The 22,281-nt window shown below is 64.6% G+C and carries 18 protein-coding genes and 2 pseudogenes; 11 read left to right on the top strand and 9 right to left on the bottom strand.

The features are described from left to right. Positions 1-26: 26 nt before the first annotated feature. The 5 genes from KY379_RS20570 to KY379_RS20590 are packed head-to-tail and all read right to left on the bottom strand — an operon-like array spanning position 27 to position 6,181. Entirely contained in the window at positions 27-1,757 is a 1,731-nt protein-coding gene (locus KY379_RS20570; RefSeq protein WP_261241264.1) for an acetyl/propionyl/methylcrotonyl-CoA carboxylase subunit alpha, read from the bottom strand. Next, the gene (locus KY379_RS20575) at positions 1,754-3,355 is read right to left on the bottom strand and encodes a carboxyltransferase domain-containing protein (RefSeq protein WP_261241262.1); all 1,602 of its coding nucleotides are present in this window, start codon (positions 3,353-3,355) and stop codon (positions 1,754-1,756) included. The genes KY379_RS20570 and KY379_RS20575 overlap by 4 nt, the downstream gene beginning before the upstream one ends. Positions 3,356-3,364: 9 nt before the next feature. Further along, on the bottom strand, positions 3,365-4,159 hold the full coding sequence (locus KY379_RS20580) for a putative hydro-lyase (RefSeq protein ID WP_196172553.1): 795 nt from the start codon (positions 4,157-4,159) through the stop codon (positions 3,365-3,367). A gap of 8 nt (positions 4,160-4,167) precedes the next feature. After that, complete coding sequence (locus KY379_RS20585) at positions 4,168-4,926, bottom strand: LamB/YcsF family protein (RefSeq protein WP_196172555.1); 759 nt, start codon at positions 4,924-4,926, stop codon at positions 4,168-4,170. A gap of 22 nt (positions 4,927-4,948) precedes the next feature. Then, complete coding sequence (locus KY379_RS20590) at positions 4,949-6,181, bottom strand: NRAMP family divalent metal transporter (protein ID WP_261241260.1); 1,233 nt, start codon at positions 6,179-6,181, stop codon at positions 4,949-4,951. Between the two features lie 252 nt (positions 6,182-6,433). On the opposite strand from KY379_RS20590, the gene KY379_RS20595 reads away from it, so the two are divergent. From KY379_RS20595 to KY379_RS20615, 6 genes and pseudogenes are all read left to right on the top strand, one after another. Next, positions 6,434-7,099 carry a GntR family transcriptional regulator gene (locus tag KY379_RS20595; protein WP_133329266.1) on the top strand — a complete coding sequence of 222 codons (666 nt, stop codon included), beginning with the start codon at positions 6,434-6,436 and terminating at the stop codon, positions 7,097-7,099. A gap of 307 nt (positions 7,100-7,406) precedes the next feature. Further along, positions 7,407-8,114, top strand: a pseudogene (locus tag KY379_RS27450) (cache domain-containing protein); the annotation flags it as partial. Positions 8,115-8,477: 363 nt separating this feature from the next. Continuing rightward, positions 8,478-8,972, top strand: a pseudogene (locus KY379_RS27455) (methyl-accepting chemotaxis protein); the annotation flags it as partial. Between the two features lie 192 nt (positions 8,973-9,164). After that, the gene (locus KY379_RS20605; RefSeq protein WP_133329270.1) at positions 9,165-9,914 is read left to right on the top strand and encodes a gluconate 2-dehydrogenase subunit 3 family protein; all 750 of its coding nucleotides are present in this window, start codon (positions 9,165-9,167) and stop codon (positions 9,912-9,914) included. Positions 9,915-9,916: 2 nt separating this feature from the next. Further along, complete coding sequence (locus KY379_RS20610) at positions 9,917-11,692, top strand: GMC family oxidoreductase (RefSeq protein ID WP_261241259.1); 1,776 nt, start codon at positions 9,917-9,919, stop codon at positions 11,690-11,692. A gap of 12 nt (positions 11,693-11,704) precedes the next feature. After that, positions 11,705-13,027 carry a cytochrome c gene (locus tag KY379_RS20615; RefSeq protein ID WP_261241258.1) on the top strand — a complete coding sequence of 441 codons (1,323 nt, stop codon included), beginning with the start codon at positions 11,705-11,707 and terminating at the stop codon, positions 13,025-13,027. Between the two features lie 59 nt (positions 13,028-13,086). Here the strand turns inward: KY379_RS20615 and KY379_RS20620 are convergent, their stop codons facing one another. Further along, positions 13,087-13,782: a type 1 glutamine amidotransferase domain-containing protein gene (locus KY379_RS20620; RefSeq protein WP_261241256.1), complete on the bottom strand. Its 696-nt coding sequence runs from the start codon at positions 13,780-13,782 to the stop codon at positions 13,087-13,089. Positions 13,783-14,047: 265 nt separating this feature from the next. Between KY379_RS20620 and KY379_RS20625 the strand changes: the two genes are divergently transcribed. Together KY379_RS20625 and KY379_RS20630 are read left to right on the top strand one after the other, a co-directional pair. Continuing rightward, positions 14,048-14,863 (top strand): substrate-binding periplasmic protein, encoded by an 816-nt coding sequence (locus tag KY379_RS20625; protein WP_261241254.1) that lies wholly within the window; start codon positions 14,048-14,050, stop codon positions 14,861-14,863. Beyond that, a complete protein-coding gene (locus KY379_RS20630; RefSeq protein WP_261241252.1) occupies positions 14,860-15,459 on the top strand; it encodes a dimethylsulfoniopropionate lyase in 600 nt (199 codons plus the stop codon). The genes KY379_RS20625 and KY379_RS20630 overlap by 4 nt, the downstream gene beginning before the upstream one ends. On the opposite strand, the gene KY379_RS20635 is transcribed toward KY379_RS20630, so the two are convergent. Continuing rightward, complete coding sequence (locus KY379_RS20635) at positions 15,443-16,057, bottom strand: NTP transferase domain-containing protein (RefSeq protein WP_261241251.1); 615 nt, start codon at positions 16,055-16,057, stop codon at positions 15,443-15,445. The two genes, KY379_RS20630 and KY379_RS20635, sit on opposite strands and share 17 nt — an antisense overlap. An 83-nt stretch (positions 16,058-16,140) precedes the next feature. Here KY379_RS20635 and KY379_RS20640 point away from each other — a divergent pair, with 83 nt between their 5' ends. From KY379_RS20640 to KY379_RS20650, 3 genes are read left to right on the top strand one after another with little or no spacing between them, the layout of a single operon-like run. Next, positions 16,141-16,647, top strand: a complete 507-nt coding sequence (locus KY379_RS20640) for a (2Fe-2S)-binding protein (RefSeq protein WP_133329462.1) — start codon at positions 16,141-16,143, stop codon at positions 16,645-16,647. Next, positions 16,644-17,633, top strand: a complete 990-nt coding sequence (locus KY379_RS20645) for an FAD binding domain-containing protein (RefSeq protein ID WP_196172573.1) — start codon at positions 16,644-16,646, stop codon at positions 17,631-17,633. Before KY379_RS20640 ends, KY379_RS20645 begins: the two co-directional genes overlap by 4 nt. Next, positions 17,630-19,837: a xanthine dehydrogenase family protein molybdopterin-binding subunit gene (locus tag KY379_RS20650; protein ID WP_261241250.1), complete on the top strand. Its 2,208-nt coding sequence runs from the start codon at positions 17,630-17,632 to the stop codon at positions 19,835-19,837. The genes KY379_RS20645 and KY379_RS20650 overlap by 4 nt, the downstream gene beginning before the upstream one ends. Here the strand turns inward: KY379_RS20650 and KY379_RS20655 are convergent. Together KY379_RS20655 and KY379_RS20660 are read right to left on the bottom strand one after the other, a co-directional pair. Beyond that, positions 19,834-20,856: an XdhC family protein gene (locus KY379_RS20655; protein ID WP_133329288.1), complete on the bottom strand. Its 1,023-nt coding sequence runs from the start codon at positions 20,854-20,856 to the stop codon at positions 19,834-19,836. The two genes, KY379_RS20650 and KY379_RS20655, sit on opposite strands and share 4 nt — an antisense overlap. 72 nt (positions 20,857-20,928) lie before the next feature. After that, on the bottom strand, positions 20,929-22,269 hold the full coding sequence (locus KY379_RS20660) for a c-type cytochrome (RefSeq protein WP_261241249.1): 1,341 nt from the start codon (positions 22,267-22,269) through the stop codon (positions 20,929-20,931). Positions 22,270-22,281: the final 12 nt, after the last annotated feature.

The following is a 22,281-nucleotide window of genomic DNA, read 5'->3' on the forward strand; positions in this document are numbered from 1 at the left end:
TGCGCGGATCCTGTGGGAGGCGACTGTCAGTCGATTCGGCCGATGCAGGCACGGGCATCGCAATAGTGGCCGGGCTGCTCGGCAATGGTCAGGATGCCGGCGCAAGGCGCGAGGATCGAGGTTTCCATCTTCATCGCTTCCATGACCGCGATGACCTGGCCAGCCTCTACTCGGGCGCCGTGCTCTGCTACCCAGGCATGCAGGTTGCCGGCCACGGGTGTGAGCACGGCGCGCTCGTCCAGCGCCCCAGCGGCGGCAGGGGCGTCTGCCAAGGGGGCCGCGCCAGCGAGGTTGATACCCGCCAGCAAACCCGCCGGCAGGCCCAGCGCATGGCGCTTGCCATCGATTTCGACGAACGTGCGCAGCACCGCGTCATCAGCGCTGTTGGCGGCACGTGGGGCGATGTCGATGCGTTCGGCGAAGTCGGTCTCGATCCAGCGGGTGTGCACGGCGAAGGTGCCATCGTCGGTAAAGTCCGGGTGGTCCATCACGGCCCGGTGGAACGGCAACACCGAGGCCACGCCTTCGATGGTGAATTCTGCCAGAGCGCGGCGAGCGCGGCGGATGGCCTGCTCACGGGTGGCGCCGGTCACGATCAGCTTGGCGATCATCGAGTCGAAATTGGCCGATACCCTCGACCCCTCGACCACGCCGCTGTCAAGGCGCACACCCGGTCCGCTCGGTGCCAGGAAGCGCTCGATGGCGCCTGGTGTGGGCAGGAAGCCGTTGCCCGCATCCTCGGCATTGATGCGGAACTCGAAACTGTGACCACGTGGCGCAGGGGTACCCTGGAACGACAGCGGTAGGCCATCGGCGATGCGCAACTGTTCGATCACCAGATCGATGCCGCTGGTTTCCTCGGTGACCGGGTGCTCGACCTGCAGTCGGGTATTGACCTCCAGGAACGACAGGGTGCCATCGCTGCTCAGCAGGAATTCGACTGTGCCGGCGCCGACATAACCTGCTTCGGCGCAGATTTTGCGGGCCGAGTCATGGATACGTTGACGCAGGCTGTCGTCCAGATAGGGCGCAGGAGCTTCCTCGATGAGTTTCTGGTTACGCCGCTGCAGCGAGCAGTCGCGGGTGCCGACCACTTCGACCCGGCCATGGCGGTCGGCAATGATCTGCGCCTCGATGTGGCGTGGGCGGTCCAGGAACCGCTCTACGAAACACTCGCCACGGCCAAAGGCAGTGACCGCCTCTCGTACCGCAGACGCATACAGGTCGCTGACTTCGTCGAGGTTCCAGGCCACCTTGAGACCACGACCGCCACCACCGAAGGCGGCTTTGATGGCGATCGGCAGGCCATGGCGCTCGGCGAAGGCCAGGACCTCGGCGGCATCCTTGACGGGGTCTTCGGTACCGGCCACCAGCGGTGCGCCGACCTTGAGGGCGATGCGCCGGGCCTGCACCTTGTCGCCGAGGGCATCGATGGTGTCGGGGTTAGGGCCGATCCAGGTCAGCCCGGCGGCGAGCACCGCGCGGGCGAAGTCGGCACGCTCGGAGAGGAAGCCGTAGCCCGGGTGTACCGCATCGGCACCGGCTCGGGCCGCCACGGCCAGCAGTTTGTCGATGTTCAGGTAGCTGTCGGCTGGGCGTTGGCCATCGAGTGCGTAGGCTTCGTCGGCCTGGCGCACGTGCAGGGCATCGATGTCGGCGTCGGCGTATACCGCCACGCTGGCGACGCCATAGTCACGACAGGCGCGGGCGATACGCACGGCGATTTCGCCACGGTTGGCAATCAGGACCTTTTTCATCGGGCTTGGATCTCGTTGGAAGGGGCAGGCTGCACGGGCTCGAAAGTGCCCAGCGGGTTGAAGCGAATTTGTGCGTTGACCGGGATCTGCCCGGCCAAGTCCAAGTGATGCGGGGCGACCACGGCGATCACCGGGTAGCCGCCAGTCAGCGGATGGTCGGCCAGGAACAGCACGGGCTGACCGCTGGGCGGTACCTGGATGGCGCCGACGCTGGTGCCTTCGCTGGGCAATTCACCGTCGATGGCGCGCTGTAGCGGCTGTTCGCCGGCAAGGCGAATGCCGATGCGATTGGACTGTGGGGTCACCTGCCATTGCTGTTCGGCCAGCAACGCCTGGGCCTGGGAGGTGAACCAGTCGCTGCGTGGGCCCATCACTACATCCAGGGTGACGACTTCTCCTGGGCGCGGCATGGCGAAGGCGGGTTGTTCATCGAGTGAGACCGCAGTGCCACCGACACGGGTGTTGAACCCCAGGCGATCACCGGCAGCCACCGCTTTGGGACCGACCTGGGCCAGGGTGTCGGTAGCCAGGCTGCCGAGTACGGGAGTCGCGCTGAAGCCACCACGGATGGCCAGGTAGTTGCGCAAGCCGGCACTCGGCGCCTGCAAACTGACCTGGTCGCCGGCCTGCAGGATGAATGGCGCATACAGGGCAGGGCGTAGCCGCTGGCCACTGAGGGTCCGGACTTCGATTACGCTGTTGGCACCGGTCACCGCCGCCACGGTCTGACCATGGCATACGAAGCTCAAGCCGCCCATCAGTACTTCCAGGCAGGCACTGGCCGGGTCGTTGCCCACCGCTCGGTTCGCCGCCCGCAGTGCTCCTCGGTCGAGGGCGCCGGAGGCAGACACGCCCTGGCCGGCGCGACCCGGGCGGCCGAGGTCCTGGAACAGGGTCTGCAAGCCCGACGAGACGATTTCCAGATGGGGTCCGGTGGCAGACTCGACCGACTGCACTGACTCAGGTACTTGCACCTGGGGGGCAGCCTGCGGCCCGGCATCGACGAAGCGAACACGATGACCTGGTTGCAGCAGGGCAGGCTCATCGCGCTCCAGGTCCCACATGCGCGTGGCGGTGACGCCAATGATCTGCCAGCCGCCAGGGCTGGCCTGTGGGTAGATGCCGCTGAAACCGCCGGCCAATGCCACTGCGCCAGCCGGAATGCGGGTACGCGGGGTGCTGCGCCGGGGCACCACGAAGCCGGCACCGCCACTGAGGTAGGCAAAGCCTGGAGCAAACCCGCAGAAGGCAACGCTGTAGTCGCTGCCGGTATGACGGCGGATCACTTCATCGCGGCTGATGCCCAGTTCGCGTGCCACGTCGTCGAGGTCTTCGCCGTTGTAATGCACCGGGATCTCGATGAGCTTGCCGGCCCCGCGCGTTTTGCTGCCCAGATCACGCTCGGCGATCTGTGCAGCAAGTGCCTCGCGGCTGATCGCGCCTGGGCGAAAGTACACCAGCAAGGTCCGGGCGGCCGGCACGATCTCTTCTACGCCAGCGATCGGCGCTTGCTGCAAGGCGTCGAACAGGGCGAGGGTCTCGTCCAGATTCGCCAGCTCGACCAGCAACGCATTCAGGCTGACCGGATAGAAACGCATGGTCCACTCCTATACGTGGTAATGGCTGTCGGGGACGTCGGTGATGAACATGTGGCCTGGCGCGTGAGAGATCGCGAACGGCACCTTCGATGCCATGACCACCGCCTGGGGAGTGACGCCGCACGCCCAGAACACCGGGATCTCCCCCGGTTTGATGGTCACCGCGTCGCCGAAGTCGGGTCGGGCGATGTCGGCGATACCGAGCAGGCCGGGCTCACCGACATGCACCGGCGCGCCGTGTACGCCGGGGTAGCGACCGGTAATCTTTGCCGCGTCGGCTACCCGGTCGGCCGCTATCGGGCGCATCGATACCACCATGTCGCCTTGCAGGCGGCCGGCCGGGCGGCAGGCGCGGTTGGTGCGGTACATCGGCACGTTGCAGCCCTCGCTGATGTGGCGCACATCGATGCCGGCTTCGAGCAAGTCATGCTCGAAGGTGAAGCTGCAACCGATCAGGAAACTGACCAGGTCGTCATGCTCGGCCCACAACTGGCGAGCATCGCTGACTTCTCCGACCAGTGCGCCGTCACGCCAGACGCGATACAACGGCAGGTCGGTGCGCAGGTCGGCGTCAGCGGCGAGGAAGGTCGAATGATCGCCGGGTTCGGTGACATCGAGCACCGGGCAGGCTTGCGGGTTGCGTTGGGCGAAGAGCAGGAAGTCGTAGGCCCACTCACGTGGCAGGCAGATCATGTTGCACTGGGTCAGGCCGGGCGCATGGCCGGCGGTGGGCGAGACCAGGCCGTCACGGTAACGGGCGCGTGCGGCTACGGCGGCATTGCGGGCTTGCTCGAATGGATTCATGGATGGCCTCAGGAAAACGCGCGGAGGGTGGTACCGGCTTTGAGCAGGCATTGCTTGACGCAGCGGGCGATATCGACAGCGTCAGGGCTGTCCCCGTGCACGCAGATCGAGTCGGCTTGCAGGCAGATGACCTGGCCGTCCTCGGCCTCGATCTCGCCATCGCGCACCAGGCGCAACATGCGCTGGGCGATCAGCTCGGCATCGTGCAGCACGGCGCCGGGGCGCCCCCTCGCAACCAGGGTGCCCTGGGCGGTGTAGGCGCGGTCGGCGAAAGCCTCGGCGACGCACGCCAGGCCCGCTTCGGTGGCCCAGCCGATCAACGGCGAGTTGGCCAGGCATACCAGCTTGAGCTGCGGATCCAGGCGCAGCACCGCCTGGATCACTGCCGCCGCCTGAACCGGGTCGGCGGCGATGGTGTTGTACAGCGCACCGTGGGGTTTGACGTAGCTGACCTGGGTGCCGACGCTGCGGGCCAGGCCTTGCAGGGCACCGATCTGGTAGATGACGTCGGCGCTCAGCTGCTCGGCGGGCACGCTCATGTTGCGCCGGCCAAAGCCGACCAGATCGGGATACGACACATGGGCGCCCACGGCCACGCCACGGGCGGCTGCAGCTTGCAGGGTACGCAGGATTCCGGCGGGATCACCGGCATGGAAACCGCAGGCGACATTGGCGCTGGTGACGATTTCGAGCATCGCGGCATCGTCGCCCATGCTCCAGGCGCCGAAGCTTTCGCCGAGGTCGCTGTTAAGGTCGATGGCAGGCATGAACAGGGTCTCCTAAGCAGTCTCAGGCTGCGTTGATGAAGGCGAAAATGGCACCGGCCGACTTGAATGCCATGTACCACGACAGCAGGCAAGTCAGCGCGCCCAGCACCAGTAACCAGCGCGGGTAGTGATAGCCACCCATCAGGTCGGAGCGGCGCCAGCCGACGTACATGAAGATGCTCAGGCCCAGCGGCAGGATCAGCCCGTTGAAGCCCCCGGCGAACACCAGCAGTGCCGCCGGCGGTTTGCCTGCTGTCAGGTATACGGCGAGCGCGACCAGAATGAAACAGACCGTGGCGCGGTGGCGGATGCGTTCGTTGATCTGCTTGGAGAATACGGTGATGAACGACATCGAGGTATAGGATGCGCCGATCACGCTGCTGATTCCCGCTGCCCAGAGCACCAGGCCGAAGGCGATCAGGCCAGCGTTGCCCGCCGCTGCGCCGAACGCCTGGGCTGCCGGGTTGGCGGCCTGGCCGGATACGTCGATCACCACACCGCTGGCGACCACGCCGAGGATCGCCAGGAACAACACGTAGCGCGCCACGCCGGTCACCAGGATTCCGGTAAGGGCGGCCTTGGAGACCACATCGATGTTTTCGATGCCCACGGTGCCCTTGTCCAGCAGCCGATGCGCGCCGGCATAGGTGATGTAGCCGCCGACGGTGCCGCCGACGATGGTGGTGATAGCAGCGAAGTCGACGAAATCAGGCCAGACCGCCTGCCGCAGTGCCTCGCCCAACGGCGGGTGGGTAGAGCAGGCGGCGAACACGATCAGACCGACCTTCAGTGTGCCCAGCGCGATCATGATGCGGTCCATGGCAATGCCGGCGCGGTGCGACGAGAAGATCGCGATGGCCACCATGGCACTCAGCGCGCCTCCCCATCTGGGGTCGAGCCCGGTCAGGGCGTTGAGACCCAGCCCTGCGCCGGCGATGTTGCCCAGACTGAACACCAGGCCACCGAAAATCACCAGGACCGCCAGCACGTAGCCGCTGCCGGGAATGGCGGCGTTGGCCAGGTCCGAGGCGCGCATGCGGGTGAGGCTGACAATGCGCCAGACGTTCAACTGCACAACGAAGTCGATCAAGATCGAGGCCAGGATACCGAAGGCGAACGCAGCGCCGAGCGTGGCGGTGAAGGTGGCGGTCTGGGTGAGGAAACCCGGGCCGATAGCGGAGGTCGCCATCATGAATATCGCGGCTATCAGGGACGATCGACGGGCCTTGCTGAACGCTAGAGCGGTCTGTGTCACGGCGGCATTCCTATAATGAGGGATAACCTGGCCGAGCAATCTCCATGCCATATGCCTTTTATAGTGCTAAATGTGCTGATCTATATCGGCTACATTGTTCAACAATCCTGTTCAGGTGAGTGATCATTGTGCACCAGATTGTTACACTTCGACTCAGACCTGCTACCGGATGAAGCACGTCCAGGCTTTGTGCCTTGCCAGGTAACGAGCTCTCGGGGAATATCCGTCTGATCTCCTTATTCTGGACTGCCCATGAACGACGCTTCTTCCTCACTCCCTCGTACGCTGGGGGAGTCGATCACTCAGGAAATCCGCCGCATGCTGGTCGAGGGCGAACTGGCTCCGGGGCAACGGCTGTCCGAAGCGGCGCTGGCCGAAACCTTGCAGATTTCCCGTAACACATTGCGCGAGGCGTTTCGCGTGTTGACTCGGGAGGGCTTGCTCAAGCACGAACCCAACCGAGGCGTGACCGTGGCCGAACCGGACATGGCCTCGATCATCGACATCTACCGTGTGCGGCGTTTCATCGAATGCAAGGCCATCGCCCAGGGGTTTCCGCTGCACCCCGGTACAGTGCACATGCGCGAGGCGGTTGAAGCCGGCATGCAAGCGCGTGAAGCCAAGGACTGGGTCGGGGTGGGCACAGCCAACATGCTGTTCCATCGGGCGGTCGTCGAACTGGCCGACAGCCCGCGGTTGCTGGTGTTCTATGGCCAGATATCGGCAGAGCTGCGGCTGGCGTTCGGGGTACTCAACGACCCTGAATTCCTGCACCTGCCTTATCTGGACATGAATGCAGCGATCTTGCGCTGTGTCGAGGAAGGGCGGGCGGAGGAGGCCATGCGCATGTTGGAAAACTATCTGGTGCAGTCTGAGCGCATCGTCCTGGCGGCATATGAGCGGCGGATGTTGCGCTGATGGCGCATGCCTGGAGAGGTGCGATGTCGGTGGAACCGAGCGCCCCAACGCACATCTTCGGTGAACCGCTCACACACCCATGCTGAATCGATTTTCCAAAAAATTGACGTCAAAATGCCATCAAAAGCTTTCAAGATGTGTCACCTCCGGCCGATAGGACATATCCACACAGCCTGGAGGTGATCTGTCCATGAAGCTTACAGTCAAGAGCAAGTTGCTCTGTCTAGCCATCGTCCCCGCATTGCTCTTCGCCCTGATTCTAAGCGGCGTCGCTTCGTGGATGTTGCAGCGCAGTGCGACGACAGAAATGCAGGAAGGACGCGAAAAACTGGTGGAGCGCAACCGCCAGGTATTGAAGAACTACGTGGACGTGGCTCTGACCACCATCCAGCCGCTGCACGAGGCTTCCGCCCCAGGCGATCTGCAGGCCCGCGACAAGGCGCTGGCGCTGCTCAAACCGGTCAAGTTCGGTGAAGAGGGCTACTTCTTCGGCTACGACACCAAGGGTGTGCGGGTCTTCCGCGGCGATAGCCCGGCGGGCATCGGCACGAGCTTCTGGAACAAGCGCGATCCCGATGGCTCCTACCATTACCAGACCTTCGTCGAGGTAGCCAAGAACGGCACCCACTACATCGACTACCAGGCGCCAAAGCCGGGCGATGAGACGGTGCTCGTGCCTAAGCTCGGTTATACCGTGTACCTGCCGAAATGGGACCTGGTACTGGGCAGTGCGATCAACATGGACGACATCGATGCGGCCATGGCCCTGGAGCAGGCGGCGGTCGACAAGCGCACCCGCAGCATTCTGATCAGCGTTTTCGTGGTGACCCTGGTGCTGCTGCTGGCCACCGCCGCAGTGGGGGCCTGGCTCGCCAACAGCATCGTGCGCCCCCTGCGCGTGCTCAAGAGCAACCTCGACGATATCGCGGCCGGCGACGGCGACCTGACCCACCGTCTGGCTATCACCAGCCGCGACGAACTGGGTGACCTGGCCGCCTCGTTCAACCGCTTCGTCGAAAAGATCCATGGCATGGTGCGTCAGATCGCACAGATGACCACCGACCTTGCCGGCCTGGTGGAGCAGGCGACCCAGCAGACGATGCGTTCCGAACAAGCCATGCAGCGTCAGCGCGAGGAAACCGACCAGGTCGCCACGGCTATCCACGAGATGTCCGCCGCCGCCCAGGAGGTCGCGCGCAGCGCCCAACGTGCCGCCGAGGCCGCTTCGGAAACCGACCAGCAAGGTCAGGCAGCACGCAAGGTGGTGGGGTCGAGCATCAGCGGCATGAGCTCGCTGGTCGAGGACATCCAGCTCAGCGGTACCAGCCTCGATAGCCTGCAGCAGGACGTGCGTTCGATCGTGTCGGTACTGGACGTGATTCGCTCGATTGCCGAGCAGACCAACCTGCTGGCCCTCAACGCTGCCATCGAAGCCGCCCGTGCCGGCGAGGCCGGCCGAGGTTTCGCCGTGGTCGCCGACGAGGTGCGCGCCCTGGCCAGCCGAACCCAGCAGAGCACTCAGGAAATCCAGGGCATGATCACTCGCCTGGAAACCGGCACCCATGCCTCGGTCGAAGCCATGCGCCGCTCCACCGAAGCCGGGCAGGGGGCCAATGAGCAGACCAACGCGGTCGGCGCTTCACTGGATTCGATTTCCGGCCTGATCGCCACCATCAATGCGATGAACGCACAGATCGCCAGCGCCGCCGAAGAACAGACCTCGGTGGCCGAGGAGATCAACCGCAGCGTGCACCAGATCGCCGGTGCCGTGGAAAATCTCGCCGAAGAAACCGAACAGAGCGCCAGCACCATGCGCGATGTTTCGACCCTCGGCGGCAACCTCAGCGCCTTGGTGCGGCAGTTCAAGATCTGAAGAAACGTTTAAGCGGCCCGCGGCGGTGGTCGCCGGCAGCGATAGCTGGTTTAGTGACGACTGATTGCTTAGCTAGGTAATGATTAGCTGCCGATCAAATCGCGCGGTGCCGAGGAGGGCGCCGCCCGACTCATGAAGAGAAACATAAGAAAAATCGCACTCCCGTGTTCAGCCCAAGGAGTAAAGCAAGAGATGCTTGATGACGATACTTCGCCCGCACGGCGTGACTTCCTGCGTAAGTCGTTGACGCTGATCCCCGTGGTCACCCTGGCCAGTGCCGGCGTTCCTGCCAGCACCTTCGCCCAGACCCCGGCCAGCGACGCTGCGGCCAAGCCGCAAGCGGCTCCCGTAGCAGCGGCCGGAGGCTACCAGCCGACCTTTTTCACAGCTGAAGAATGGGCCTTTCTGATCGCCGCGTGCGATCGGTTGATCCCATCCGATCATGTCGGGCCGGGTGCCGTGGAACTGGGCGTCCCCGAATTCCTCGATCGGCATATGCAAACCCCCTATGCCAACGGCGCGATCTGGTACATGCAAGGCCCCTTCCTCGAAGCAGCCCCTGAGTTCGGTTACCAGGGCCGGTTGAACCTGCGCGAGATCCTGCGGATCGGCATCAAGGCATTCGACGGCCACTGCCGTCAGGCATTTGCCGGCAAGGTGTTCGCCGAACTGTCCCATGCCCAGCAGGAAGACCTGCTCAAAGCCGCCGAGGGCGGCAAGCTGGCGCTGGAAGACATCTCCTCGAAGCTGTTCTTCGGCAGCTTGCTGGCTGAAGTGCGCAACGGTTACTTCGCCGACCCTTCCCATGGCGGCAACAAGAACATGGGGGCCTGGAAGATGATCGGCTACCCCGGCATGCGTGCCGACTACATGGATTGGGTCACGGTGCGTGACAAGCCGTATCCGTTACCACCCGTGGACCTGGCCGGACGGAGGGGCTGAACATGACGAATGCAAAACCGAAAGTGGACGCCGTCATCGTCGGCATGGGCTGGACCGGGGCGATCCTGGCCAAGGAATTGACCGACGCTGGACTGCACGTGGTGGTGCTCGAGCGCGGTGCCGACCGCGACACCCAGCCGGATTTCGCCTATCCCAAGGTGGTCGACGAGCTGGAAGGGTCGGTCCACCGCCGCTACCTGCAAAGCCTCTCCCAGGAAACCGTCACCGCACGCCACAACCCCGGTGCCACGGCCGTGCCGTACCGGCAGATCGGTTCGTTCAAACCGGGTACGGGGGTCGGGGGCGCGGGCAGTCACTGGTCGGGCTGCCACTTCCGCGCGCTACCCGAAGACTTCAAACTGCGCAGCAACGTCGAGCAGCGCTACGGCGCCAAGTTCATTCCCTCGGACATGAGCATCCAGGACTTCCCGATCACCTACGAAGACCTCGAGCCGCATTTCGATCACTTCGAGCATGTCTGTGGGACATCCGGCAAGGCCGGTATCATCAAGGGCGTCCGCCAGCCAGGCGGCAACCCGTTCGAGGGCTCGCGTTCACGCGAGTTTCCACTGGGTCCCAACCCCAATTATCTGGGCGCCGAGATGTTCTACAAGGGCGCCCGCGAGATGGGCTGGGATCCATACCCGATCCCGGCATCCAATGCGTCGGGCCCTTACGTCAACCCCTATGGCTGCCAGATGGGGCCATGCAATGCCTGCGGTTTCTGCAGCGACTACGGCTGCCTGAACTACTCCAAGGCCAGCCCCAACATCAGCATCCTGCCGGTGCTGCGTCAGCGCAAGAACTTCGAGCTGCGCACCCACGCCCAAGTGCTCAAGGTGAACCTCGACAGCGATGGCAAGAAGGCCACCGGCGTGACCTACCTCGATGCTCAGGGCCGCGAAGTCGAACAGCAGGCCGACTTGGTGCTGCTGTGCGCATTCTCGCTGTACAACGTGCACCTGATGCTGTTGTCCGGCATCGGTAAGCCCTACGATCCGCAGACCGGCGAAGGCACGGTCGGACGCAACTACTCCTACCAGAACCTCAACCGGGTGGTGCTGTTCTTCGACAAGGACGTCCAGGCCAACCAGTTCATGGGCATCGGTGGTGCCGGGACGACCATGGACAATCTCAACGGCAACCAGCTCGACAATGCTCGCGCCGGCTTTGTCGGTGGCGGCATCATCTGGGCCCGTCAGCCGGGGGCCGGACCCGTGCGCGGGATCAACGTGCCGCCGGGCACGCCGAACTGGGGCACGGCCTGGAAGCAGGCGGCCAGCGATGCGTTCCGTCACTCGTTCTACTTCGAAGTACAGGGTGCCTGCATGTCGTACAAGCAGCACTACCTCAGCCTCGACCCGACCTACAAGGACGCCTTCGGCCGGCCTCTGCTGCGCATGACCTTCGACTGGCACGACAACGAGGTCAAAGCCTCGCAGTTCCTGGTCGGCAAAGCACAGGAGATGTCCAGGATACTCAACCCGACAGCGCTTTCCGGCGACGCGAAGAAGCCCGGCGAGCACTACAACATCACCAAGTACCAGAGCACGCACACCTGCGGCGGGGCGATCATGGGCAGCGATCCGAAGACCTCGGCGTTGAACCGTTACCTGCAGTCCTGGGACGTGCACAACGTGTTCGCCATCGGTGCCAACGCCTTCCCGCAGAACAATGGCTACAACCCGACCGGCATGGTCGGTGCGCTGGCCTACTGGTCGGCCAAGGCGATTCGCGAACAATACCTGAAAAACCCTGGCCCGCTGGTCCAGGCCTGAGGAGAGATGACCATGAAGAAGTTTCTCCTGCGCTTGCTTGGCCTGGCGCTGCTGCTGTTCGTCGCTGTTCTGGCCTATGCCTTGTGGCCGACCAAGACCGCGCCGCTCGCGCCGATCGCCAGCGTCGACCAGGCACTGATCGACAAGGGCCGTTACTTGGCCGATGCCGGGGACTGCACCGCCTGCCATACCAGCAAGGACGGCAAGCCGTTCGCCGGTGGCCTGGCGATCGCCTCGCCGATCGGCACCCTGTACAGCACCAACATCACACCGGACAAGGACACCGGTATCGGCAACTACTCGCTGGACGCGTTCGACCGGGCCTTGCGCCACGGTATCGCCGCCAACGGCGACAGCCTGTATCCGGCCATGCCGTATCCGGCCTATGCCCGGATCAGCGATGACGACGTGCGGGCGTTGTATGCCTACTTCATGCAAGGAGTGGCACCGGTCAAGGCGGACAACCGTGGCAACGACGTAGCCTGGCCGCTGTCGATGCGCTGGCCGTTGGCGATCTGGCGCAAGCTGTTCGCCCCGGCACCAGAAGCCGTGGCCTTCGACGCCGGTCGCTACCCGAATGCCCAGGTCGCCCGCGGTGCCTATCTGGTACAAGGCCTGGGTCACTGCGGCAGTTGCCATACCCCAAGGGCGGCTACCCTGCAGGAAAAGGCCCTGGACGAATCGGGTGAGGCGTTCCTCGCCGGTGGCCCGGTGATCGACGGCTGGCTGGCGGTGAACCTGCGTGGCAATCCGGCCGATGGCCTGGGGGCATGGAGCGCCGAGGATATCGTCGCGACCTTGCGCAGCGCACGCAGCCCCACCCATGCGGTACTCGGCGGGGCCATGGGCGATGTAGTGGTGCACAGCACCCAGCATCTGGCTGACGATGACCTGCAGGCCATCGCTGCCTACCTCAAGACCCTGCCGGCTAGCGCCAATCCGGTGTCGTCGTTCAAGGCCGATCCGGCAACGGCCAAGGCCTTGCAGTCCGGTCAGGAAAGCGGGCGTGGCGCGCAGTTGTACCTCGATAACTGCGCCGCCTGCCACCGTACCGATGGCCTGGGCTATGCGCGGGTGTTCCCGAAGATCGCCGGCAATTCCTCGGTGCTGTCTGCCGACCCGGTGTCGATGATCCGCTTGGTCCTGCACGGCAGCAAGCTCCCGGCTACCGCCAGCGCGCCGTCGCAGCTGGGCATGCCCGGCTTCGCCTGGCGCATGAGCGACGAGGAGGTGGCGCAGTTGCTCACCTTCGTCCGTAGCAGCTGGGGCAACCAGGCCCCACAGGTGACTGCGACCGACGTCGCCGGCGTCCGTGCGACCCTGGCAAGCGAGTAATTTTCGCGGTCAGCCAGTGGCCGGCGCCTGTGCAATGCAGGTGCCGGCGCACGGGGCGCTCAGGCGCCGTGCTCACCTTCGAGGCGCTTGAGAAGCGCCTCGGCCACGGCTTTCGAGGATGCCGGGTTCTGACCGGTGATCAGGTGCTCATCCACGACCACGTAGCTCTGCCAGTCCGCTGCCTTGGAATACTCGCCGCCGTTGCTCACCAGCATGTCCTCGACCAAGAAGGGCACGACCTGGGTCAACCCGACCGCGTCTTCCTCGGTGTTGCTGAAGCCGGTGACTCGTTTGCCCTTGCCCACAGGATGGCCGTCGGGTGCCTTGACGTGCTTCAACACCCCGGGGGCGTGGCACACCGTGGCAACCGGTTTGTTGGCGGCGTAGAAGGCTTCGATGAGGATTCGCGAGTCCTTGTCCTCGGCCAGGTCCCAAAGCGGTCCGTGACCGCCTGGATAGAACACCGCGTCGAAGTCGTACGGATCGATTGCAGCCAACGGCACGGTATCGGCCAGTGCCATCTGGCCCTCGGTGTCGCTGGCAAATCGGCGCGTGTCATCGGTTTGCGCATCCGGCTCGTCGCTCTTGGGGTCCAGCGGTGGCTGGCCGCCCTTGGGCGAGGCGAGAGTGACATCGGCCCCGGCGTCGAGAAACACGTAGTAGGGGGCGGCGAATTCTTCCAGCCAGAAGCCGGTCGTCTTACCGGTGTCGCCTAGTTGATCGTGGGATGTCAGGACCATCAGGATCTTCTTCATGTACGCCATCCTCCAGCAAGGTTGACGCAGCGCGCCGCTCGCACTGCGTAAGGGGTGAGAGGGTGTAACGGATCGAGAGGTTCAGTGGCGTACCAGCAGGTCATACGCCAGATAGCTGCTAGAGTCTAATACCAGCGGTTCGCGGACAGGTTGAAGGAGACAACATGAATTCGATTCGTTCCACTCTCTACGCCCATGCCGCCTCCACGCTCACCAGGCAAGCCCCGTCGCTGATCTGAACCGGTTGTCAGTACGGAGTCTGCACATGTCAGGACGCGGTAATCTTCGCAGGTTTGGCCTGCTCCTGGCCCTGTGCCTGGCGCCTTCAGCGGTGTGGGCCCAGGATACCTGCCGACAACTGACCGCCACCGGCAACCCCGAATATCCCCCTTATCTGTGGCGTGACCCAGAGGACCCGCAGCGTCTGATCGGTGCCAATGCCGATCTGCTCAGGCAGGTGGGTGCATCACTCGGCCTGGAAGTGAAGGTGATCTACGCAGGTCCTTGGTCACGCGCCCAGGAGGAAGTGCGCACTGGCCATATCGATCTGTTGGCCGGCTACTTCATCACTCAGGCTCGTCAGCAGACGATGAACTTCATCCGCCCGCCGTTTCTGTCGACCCCAAGCGTGGTATGGGTACGCCAGGATTCGTCCTTGCGTTTTCAAGGATGGGATGACCTCAAAGGCCACAAAGGCGGAACCCTGGTCAACAACAGCCATGGCCAGCAATTCGACGATTACGCCAAGGCCAACCTGACCCTCGAGGCGGTGCCCACCGCCCGTCAGGCATTCGAGAAACTGCTGCTCAGGCGCAGTGAGTACGTAGTCTACGAGCAGTACCCGGGCATGGCCTTGGCGCGCATGCTTGGCATCGACCAGCGCCTCAAGGTGCTTGAGCCAGCGGTGTCGAGCGAAGGGCTTTACCTCGCGTTGTCCCGTGCATCACCGTGTAACCAGGCGCAGTTGCGCCAGCAGCTTGCAGAGCAGATGAAAGAGGTCGTTGCCGGGCCATTGCCACAGCAACTGTTGGAGCTGAATCTGCAACGCTGGCAACAGCAGATGACAGGAGAGGCAAAGTGAGCTTGGTAGACCCGTTCTGCGCAGTGACGCGCTTCGTCGCTGAACTCGACCGCTGGCTGAGGGCGCGAGGCGCCGGCGGATTGGACGCTGAGCACCTAGAGGCGGCCCCAGGGATATCTGGCGCCGAGGTGCCAGCGTCGGTCCAGGCGTGGTTTGCCGAGACCTCGGTACGCGCTTTGGCGTCCCTGCCAGCATTGGCGGGTGTGGTGGCGGCGCTGGCCGATCTGGTGCCCAGTCTCGACTGGTACAAGCGGCCCAGCGATGGCTCGGACGCTGTCTTCGACGACGGCCACTTCAATGCCATCGTCGTCGGCGATGCAGGGCTGGCGTCCATGGGACAGGTTTTGATCGGCGTCTCGCTGATGGCACGGGGTGTCAGCTACCCCGTGCATCGGCATCCACCGGACGAGTGTTACCTGGTGCTGTCTCCCGGAGAGTGGTGGCGTGAGGATGACGGCTGGTGGACACCGGGTATCGGCAATCTGGTGCACAACGCCGGCAACCAGCTGCACGCCATGCGCGCCGGTGCCGAACCCCATCTGTCGGTGTGGGTGCTACAGGGGCAGGGCGCAGCCGGTTTCAGCCCGGGAAGCTGATACCGGCGCTCAGGTCCGCTGGCGTGTCGATATCCAGCAGCACCCCGGGATCGTCCACCTCGACACGGATGCAGGCCGGCGCATTGGCCTGAATCACCTGACGCCCCCCCTCATCGCCTTTCACCTGCTCCAGGGCTGCCCAGAATGCCCGGCCAAATATGACCGGGTGCCCGCGTTGACCCTGGTAAACCGGCATCACAATGCGCTCGGCATGGGCCTTGGCGCAGAGCGAGCGCAAGGTCGCTTGGGCGATCCACGGCATATCGCCCAGCAGCACGGCTGCCGCCTGGGCCGATGAATCCTGCAACGCCGCGATCCCCGCAGCCAGACTGGCGGAAAGTCCGACATTGGCCTGCCGCGCGCGAATCACTCTCACGCGTGGATCGATGTTCATCGCCTGATGGTCATCGTCGGGCCGCAATACCAAGGTGACGACGTCGAAATGCTCCAGCGCGAGCGCCAGCGTTGCACTGAGGACGGTCTGGCCGCCAGGTAGGTGCGCCTGGCGCTTGTCGCTACCGAAACGCTTGCCTTGGCCTGCGGCCAGCACCAGTGCTTGGTAGAGGCAGGCGTGAGTGGTCAATTGCTTTGAACGCATCTGGGAGCCTTTGGGTCGGACCTGAAAAAGCAGCATCAGCTGCACACCAGCATACCGACCGTGAGGCAAACGTGATGAGCGAAATGACAGATTCCCGCGCAGGCCTGCCGATTGGCCTGACGATCAACGGTCAGCCCAGGCAGTTGACCGTGGCGCCCTGGACGACCCTGCTCGACCTGCTCCGCGAGCAACTGGACCTGGTGGGTACCAAGAAAGGCTGCGACCATGGCCAGTGTGGCGCCTGCACGGTGTTGCGCAATGGCACGCGAATCAACGCCTGCCTGACCTTGGCCGTGATGTGCGACGGCGACCAGGTGACCACCATCGAGGGGCTGGCCACGGACGAGGGGCTGCATCCCTTGCAGCAGGCGTTCATCGATCATGATGCCTTCCAGTGCGGATACTGCACGCCGGGTCAGATCTGCTCGGCTCTGGGGCTGGCCCACGAGGGCAGGGCACATTCGCCTGAGCAATTGCGCGAGGCCATGAGCGGCAACCTGTGCCGTTGTGGTGCCTATGGCAACATCCTGGCTGCCGTGGAGCAGGCGCTGCCGCTGATCCACCGTGACAACGGAGGGTCGCGCCCATGACCCCCTTCGCCTACTGCAAACCCGCCAGCATCGAGCAGGCCGTGCGCCAGGCCGGACCACAGTCGCGCTATATCGCCGGTGGCACCAACCTGCTCGACCTGATGAAAGAGAACATCGCCAACCCGCAGACCCTCATCGACATCACCGGTCTGCCGCTACGGGAGGTGAGCGAGACTGCTGAGGGCGGCGTGCGCATCGGCGCCTTGGTCAGCAATGCCGAGCTGGCCTGGCATCCGCTGATCGAAAGTCGCTACCCGCTCCTGGCTCAGGCAATTCTGGCGGGGGCCTCGCCGCAGTTGCGCAACATGGCCAGCACCGGAGGCAACCTGTTGCAGCGCACCCGCTGCCAGTATTTCTACGATGTGGCCAGCCCCTGCAACAAGCGCCTGCCCGGCAGCGGTTGTCCGGCACGCGTCGGGCTCAATCGTAACCATGCGATCCTCGGTGCCAGTGCCCACTGCGTCGCAGTCCACCCTTCTGACCTCTGCGTAGCCCTGGCGGCGCTGGAGGCCGTGGTGCATGTGCGTGGGCTCGGTGGCGAGCGGCGCGTGCCGTTCAGCGACTTCCATCGCTTGCCCGCAGAGCATCCCGAGCGCGACAACTGCCTGAGCGATGACGAACTGATCCTGGCCATCGAGTTGCCGGCGCCGCTCGTCGATGCTGGCAGCCACTACCTGAAAATCCGTGATCGCGCTTCGTATGCCTTCGCCCTGGTTTCGGTGGCCGCCGCGCTCGTGCTCGAGGGACCACGCATAGGCACTGTGCGCTTGGCGCTGGGCGGTGTGGCGCACAAGCCGTGGCGCGATCCTGCCGTGGAGCGGCGCTTCGCTGGCCAGCCGGCCACCGAGCAAACCTATGCGCAGCTGGCAGGCGCATTGCTCCAAGGTGCCGACACACTGCCGGGCAATGCCTTCAAGGTCGCCTTGGCGACCCAGGCGATCATCCGCGCACTGACCGAGGCACAGACCCAGGGAGACGATCAATGACCCATTTCGAACCCAGCAGCGGTCTGCCGCTGAACCGCATCGACGGCCCCGCCAAGGTCACCGGGCAGGCCCGTTACGCGGCAGAGTACCCGGCCGAAGGGTTGTTGCATGGCAGCGTGGTATGCAGCAGCGTTCCTCGCGGCCAGATCCGACGGATCGATTGCAGCGCTGCCCTGGCCGTACCCGGCGTGGTCGCCGTGCTGCATCACCTTGATCGCCCACCGATGGCGGGTGACGATGCGCCCTATCAGGATGCCGATGCCGCCGAAGGCAAACCGTTCCGGCCACTGTTCAACGATCGGGTGTTGTACAGCGGTCAGCCGGTTGCCCTGGTCGTCGCGCAGAGCCTGGAGCTGGCTCGTCATGCCGCTGCACTGGTGCGTGTGGAAATCGACCCTGAGCCATTCCAGACCGATCTGCTGGCGGCCCTGGCCGACGCTCATCCCGCGCCGACCGAGCTGCCCAAGCCCCGAGGCGACTTTCAACGGGCATTCGATGCTGCCACGTTCAAGGTAGACGCTACGTACAACACCCCCAGCGAATACCACAACCCGATGGAGCCGCATGCCTCGACGGTGATCTACCAGGCCGACGGTAGTCTCCACGTGCACGACAAGACCCAGGGCACCCAGAACAGCCAAGACTACCTGCATCAGGTATTCGCTTTGCCCAAGGATCGGGTGCGGGTGTGTGCGGCCTATGTCGGCGGTGCCTTCGGCTCCGGGCTGAGGCCACAATATCAGTTGGCGCTGGCGACCATGGCGGCACTGAAACTGCAACGCTCGGTGCGGGTGACCTTGACCCGGCAACAGATGTTCACCTTCGGCTATCGGCCCCGCACGGTGCAGCGCCTGCAACTGGCCGCCGACGCCCAGGGGCGGTTGCAAGCCGTGCGTCATCAGGCCACCGCGCAGACCTCGCGTTTCGAGGACTTCACCGAGAATGTGGTGCAATGGAGCGGTATGCTGTACCGCTGCGAAAACGTGGCGATGGACTATCAGCTGGTGCCGCTGGATGTCTACACGCCACTGGACATGCGTGCCCCTGGTGCGGCGCTGGGACTGATCGGCCTGGAATGCGCAATGGATGAGCTGGCCGAGGCGCTGGGCATGGACCCGGTCGCACTGCGCCAGGCCAACTTCGCCGACAGCAACGGCAACGAGGGCAAGCCGTATTCCAGCAAAGCACTGCTCGACTGCTACCGGCAGGGCGCCGAGCGCTTTGGCTGGTCCAGTCGCGATGCGCTTCCAGGCAGCAGGCGCGAAGGCCACGAACGGGTAGGCTGGGGCATGGCCGGCGGGGTCTGGGAAGCGATGCAGATGAAAGCCAGTGCCAAGGCGCGGCTGGATGCCGACGGCCACCTGTCGGTCAGCAGCGCTACCACCGATATCGGCACCGGCACCTATACCGTCATGACCCAGATCGCTGCCGATGCGGCCCTGATGGCGCTCGACGATGTCACTTTCCTGCTCGGGGACAGTTCGTTGCCGACCGCGCCGCTACAGGGAGGGTCCTTCACCGTGTCCTCGGTCGGTTCTGCGGTGCGCCAAGCGTGCGAGGCGCTTCGTGGCAAATTGATCGAAGCGGCCAAGGCGCGATTCGCTGAGCTGGCCGACGAGCCTGCGCAGCAGTTCCGCGTCAGCGCAGGACAATTGCAGGTGGGCGAGCGTCGGTATGATCTCGGCGAGGTGCTGCAGGGCTTGCCCGGTGGCGCGCTCGAAGTCCAATTGCAGGCCGAACCTGGTGCCCGCCGGCAAGGGTTCTCAACGGCGACCCATTCGGCAGTGTTCGTCGAAGTGCGGGTGGATGAAGCGCTGGGCACGGTGCGCGTCAGCCGAGTGGTCAGTGCCATCGCCGCAGGCCGGGTGATCAACCCCAAGACCGCACGCAGCCAGATCCTTGGCGGGGTGGTCTGGGGCTTGAGCATGGCCCTGCAGGAGCAGAGCGAGGTCGATCATCAGCTGGGACGTCCGATGAATCACAACCTGGCCGAGTACCACATTCCGGTGAATGCGGATATCGGCGACATCGAGGTCTTGTTCGTCGACGAGCCCGACGACATCGTCAATGAACTGGGCTCCAAAGGGGTGGGAGAAATCGGCATTCTGGGCGTGGCTGCGGCCGTGGCCAATGCCGTCTTCAACGCCACCGGCAAGCGCTTGCGCGACTTCCCGATCACCCTGGACAAGGTGCTGGCCGGCTAGGCGGCCGGCACCTGTGCCTCCCGCGCTCGTTTGGCCGCTGACACACTGATCTCACCGGGCAGGGCGATGTGGTTCTTCGCCGCCAGGATCTGCGCCATGACGCTGACGGCGATTTCCGGCGGCGTCTTGCTGCCGATGTAGATGCCGATGGGGCCATGCAGGCGTGCCAGCGAGGCCTCGGTTTCGCCGAAGTGTTCGATCAACCGTTCGCGGCGCAACTGGCTGTTGCGCCGCGAACCAATGGCGCCGATGTAGAACGCCGGGCTGTGCAGTGCTTCGAGCAAAGCCAGGTCATCGAGCTTGGGATCGTGACTGAGGCCGACGATGCAGGTACGCAGGTCCGGGGCGAAGTCGCGCACGACATCGTCCGGCATGCCAACGATGGTTTCCACCCCAGCCACGCTCCAGCCGCTCATGTATTCGGGGCGGGGGTCGCACACCGATACCCTGAAGCCATTGAACAGTGCCATGGTCGCCAGGTACTCGGCCAACGCGCCGGCGCCGATCAGCAACATGCGATATCCCGGGCCCAGGGTGTTGACCATCCGCTGGCCATCGAAGTCGAACTGGGCAGGGGCATCGCTGCTGGCGAGGCTGGCGACGCCGGTCTCCAGATCGAGTCGGCGCTGCACCAGGTGCCCGGCGTCCAGGCATTGCAGCAGTTGGTCGAGGCTTTGCCAGCAGGGATCGAATTCCAGCACCAGGGCCAGGGTGCCTCCGCAGGGCAGGCCGAAGCGGTGCGCTTCGTCGGCGCTGACGCCGTAGCGCACCACCTGGGGCAAACCGCTTTGCATGCCAGGGCCCGCATAGGCGCTGGTGTAACGGTGAATCAGGTCGTCCTCGATGCAGCCGCCGGAAACACTGCCAACCACCCGGCCATCGCCGCGCAGGGCCATCATCGAGCCCACCGGTCGGGGCGAGGAGCCCCAGGTGCGGGCGACGGTGGCGAGCAGCACACGTTCCCCGGCCTGGCGCCAATCACGGGCGGTGCGCAATACCAGCAGGTCGATACTTTCCATGGTCGTGTGTATACCTCTGTCGATCAGGTCATCTGCAGGATATGGACCACTGCAGGTTGGCCTGGGCTCAATTCATCGCATGTGCAGAATGATCGGGCTGCTGCTGGCCGGGTCGGTATGCCCGCGTAGCCTGCCGACCGCCTGGGCATCGACCGCAGCGCCATGGTTGCCCCAGGCGCTGCGCACGTAGCTCAATACCTGGGCGATGTCCTGATCGGACAACTGCTCGCGGAATGCCGGCATGCGGTAGGCGTCGGGCCTGCCCGCAGCGACCACCCGTTGCGAACCATTGAGGGTGATGTTGATTGCCGAGGCATCTTCCTTGGCCAGGGCCGAGGTCGCCCCAGCCAGCGGCGGCATCCACGGCGCCTGGCCCTTGCCGTCCATGCCGTGGCATGAGGCGCAGCGGGTGGCGTAGGTGTGGGCGCCAGGCGCTTGCAGGCTTGCCGCGGAAGCCTGGTACTGCCAGGGTGTACCGTCGCGCCCGGGGTCGCCAGGCAGCGACTTGAGGTAGTGGGCGATGGCGGCCAGGTCCTGATCGTTCATGAACTGGGTGGAGTTGTTGAAGGCCTCGGTCATCGAACCGAACACCACTGCGTGGCGGTTGCGCCCGGTTTTGAGGAACTGGGCGACTTCATCCTCGCTCCAGCGGCCCAGCCCGGTGTTGTGATCGTTGCGCAGGCTCGGCGCATACCAGCCGTCGAGCAGGGCGCCGGCCAGGAAGGCATCGCCACCTTCATCCAGGGCTTTCTCGTTGAATGCCAGGCCGCGCGGGGTATGGCAACTGCCGCAGTGACCGGGACCCTGGACGATATAGGCGCCACGGTTCCACTGTGGGTCCTGGTCGGCCTTCTGCGCGTAGGGCGTGTCGGCGGCGAACAGGCCATTCCACAGCGCGATCGGCCAACGCAGGTTCAGTGGCCAGGGAATGCCGCTGGGAAGGTTCGCCTGTTCGGCCGGTTGCACGCTTTGCATGAAGAACGCATATAGCGCCCGCACATCGTCATCGCTGAGCTTGGCATAAGAGGGGTAGGGCATGGCCGGGTACAGCCGTCGGCCTCCGGGTGCCACGCCTTGGCGCACGGCCCGGTCGAAGTCGGCCAGGCTGTAGGCACCGATGCCGGTGGCCTTGTCCGGCGTGATGTTGGTGGCATGGATGGCGCCCAAAGGCGTCGCCATCTCCAGGCCGCCGGCGAACGGCTTGCCATCGGGCAGACTGTGGCAGGCCACGCAATCGCTCAGGCGCGCCACGTACTCGCCACGGCTGACCAGCGCCGGGTCGGCGCCTGCGGCGGACTGGCCGGTGAACGGCGAGGCTGGCTCACGGGTGACATACCAGGCCAGCAGGCCGGCAGCGACCAGGCAGGGCAAGGCCAGCCAGGCAGCGGTTGTTGCCAATCGACTCTTGGGCATGGGGCGTTCCTT

The organism is Pseudomonas sp. HD6422 (assembly GCF_025377065.1).
In the GTDB taxonomy this organism is placed as follows: Bacteria; Pseudomonadota; Gammaproteobacteria; order Pseudomonadales; family Pseudomonadaceae; genus Aquipseudomonas; species Aquipseudomonas putida_U.

What these genes read in the sequence shown, in the direction of transcription:
- KY379_RS20625 (WP_261241254.1), top strand. Translation starts at nt 14,048, where the DNA reads ATGTCAGGACGCGGTAATCTTCGCAGGTTTGGCCTGCTCCTGGCCCTG.
- KY379_RS20645 (WP_196172573.1), top strand. Translation starts at nt 16,644, where the DNA reads ATGACCCCCTTCGCCTACTGCAAACCCGCCAGCATCGAGCAGGCCGTG.
- KY379_RS20575 (WP_261241262.1), bottom strand. Translation starts at nt 3,355, where the DNA reads ATGCGTTTCTATCCGGTCAGCCTGAATGCGTTGCTGGTCGAGCTGGCG.
- KY379_RS20605 (WP_133329270.1), top strand. Translation starts at nt 9,165, where the DNA reads ATGCTTGATGACGATACTTCGCCCGCACGGCGTGACTTCCTGCGTAAG.
- KY379_RS20655 (WP_133329288.1), bottom strand. Translation starts at nt 20,856, where the DNA reads ATGGAAAGTATCGACCTGCTGGTATTGCGCACCGCCCGTGATTGGCGC.
- KY379_RS20650 (WP_261241250.1), top strand. Translation starts at nt 17,630, where the DNA reads ATGACCCATTTCGAACCCAGCAGCGGTCTGCCGCTGAACCGCATCGAC.
- KY379_RS20610 (WP_261241259.1), top strand. Translation starts at nt 9,917, where the DNA reads ATGACGAATGCAAAACCGAAAGTGGACGCCGTCATCGTCGGCATGGGC.
- KY379_RS20580 (WP_196172553.1), bottom strand. Translation starts at nt 4,159, where the DNA reads ATGAATCCATTCGAGCAAGCCCGCAATGCCGCCGTAGCCGCACGCGCC.
- KY379_RS20570 (WP_261241264.1), bottom strand. Translation starts at nt 1,757, where the DNA reads ATGAAAAAGGTCCTGATTGCCAACCGTGGCGAAATCGCCGTGCGTATC.
- KY379_RS20620 (WP_261241256.1), bottom strand. Translation starts at nt 13,782, where the DNA reads ATGAAGAAGATCCTGATGGTCCTGACATCCCACGATCAACTAGGCGAC.
- KY379_RS20640 (WP_133329462.1), top strand. Translation starts at nt 16,141, where the DNA reads ATGACAGATTCCCGCGCAGGCCTGCCGATTGGCCTGACGATCAACGGT.
- KY379_RS20585 (WP_196172555.1), bottom strand. Translation starts at nt 4,926, where the DNA reads ATGCCTGCCATCGACCTTAACAGCGACCTCGGCGAAAGCTTCGGCGCC.
- KY379_RS20615 (WP_261241258.1), top strand. Translation starts at nt 11,705, where the DNA reads ATGAAGAAGTTTCTCCTGCGCTTGCTTGGCCTGGCGCTGCTGCTGTTC.
- KY379_RS20595 (WP_133329266.1), top strand. Translation starts at nt 6,434, where the DNA reads ATGAACGACGCTTCTTCCTCACTCCCTCGTACGCTGGGGGAGTCGATC.
- KY379_RS20660 (WP_261241249.1), bottom strand. Translation starts at nt 22,269, where the DNA reads ATGCCCAAGAGTCGATTGGCAACAACCGCTGCCTGGCTGGCCTTGCCC.
- KY379_RS20635 (WP_261241251.1), bottom strand. Translation starts at nt 16,057, where the DNA reads ATGCGTTCAAAGCAATTGACCACTCACGCCTGCCTCTACCAAGCACTG.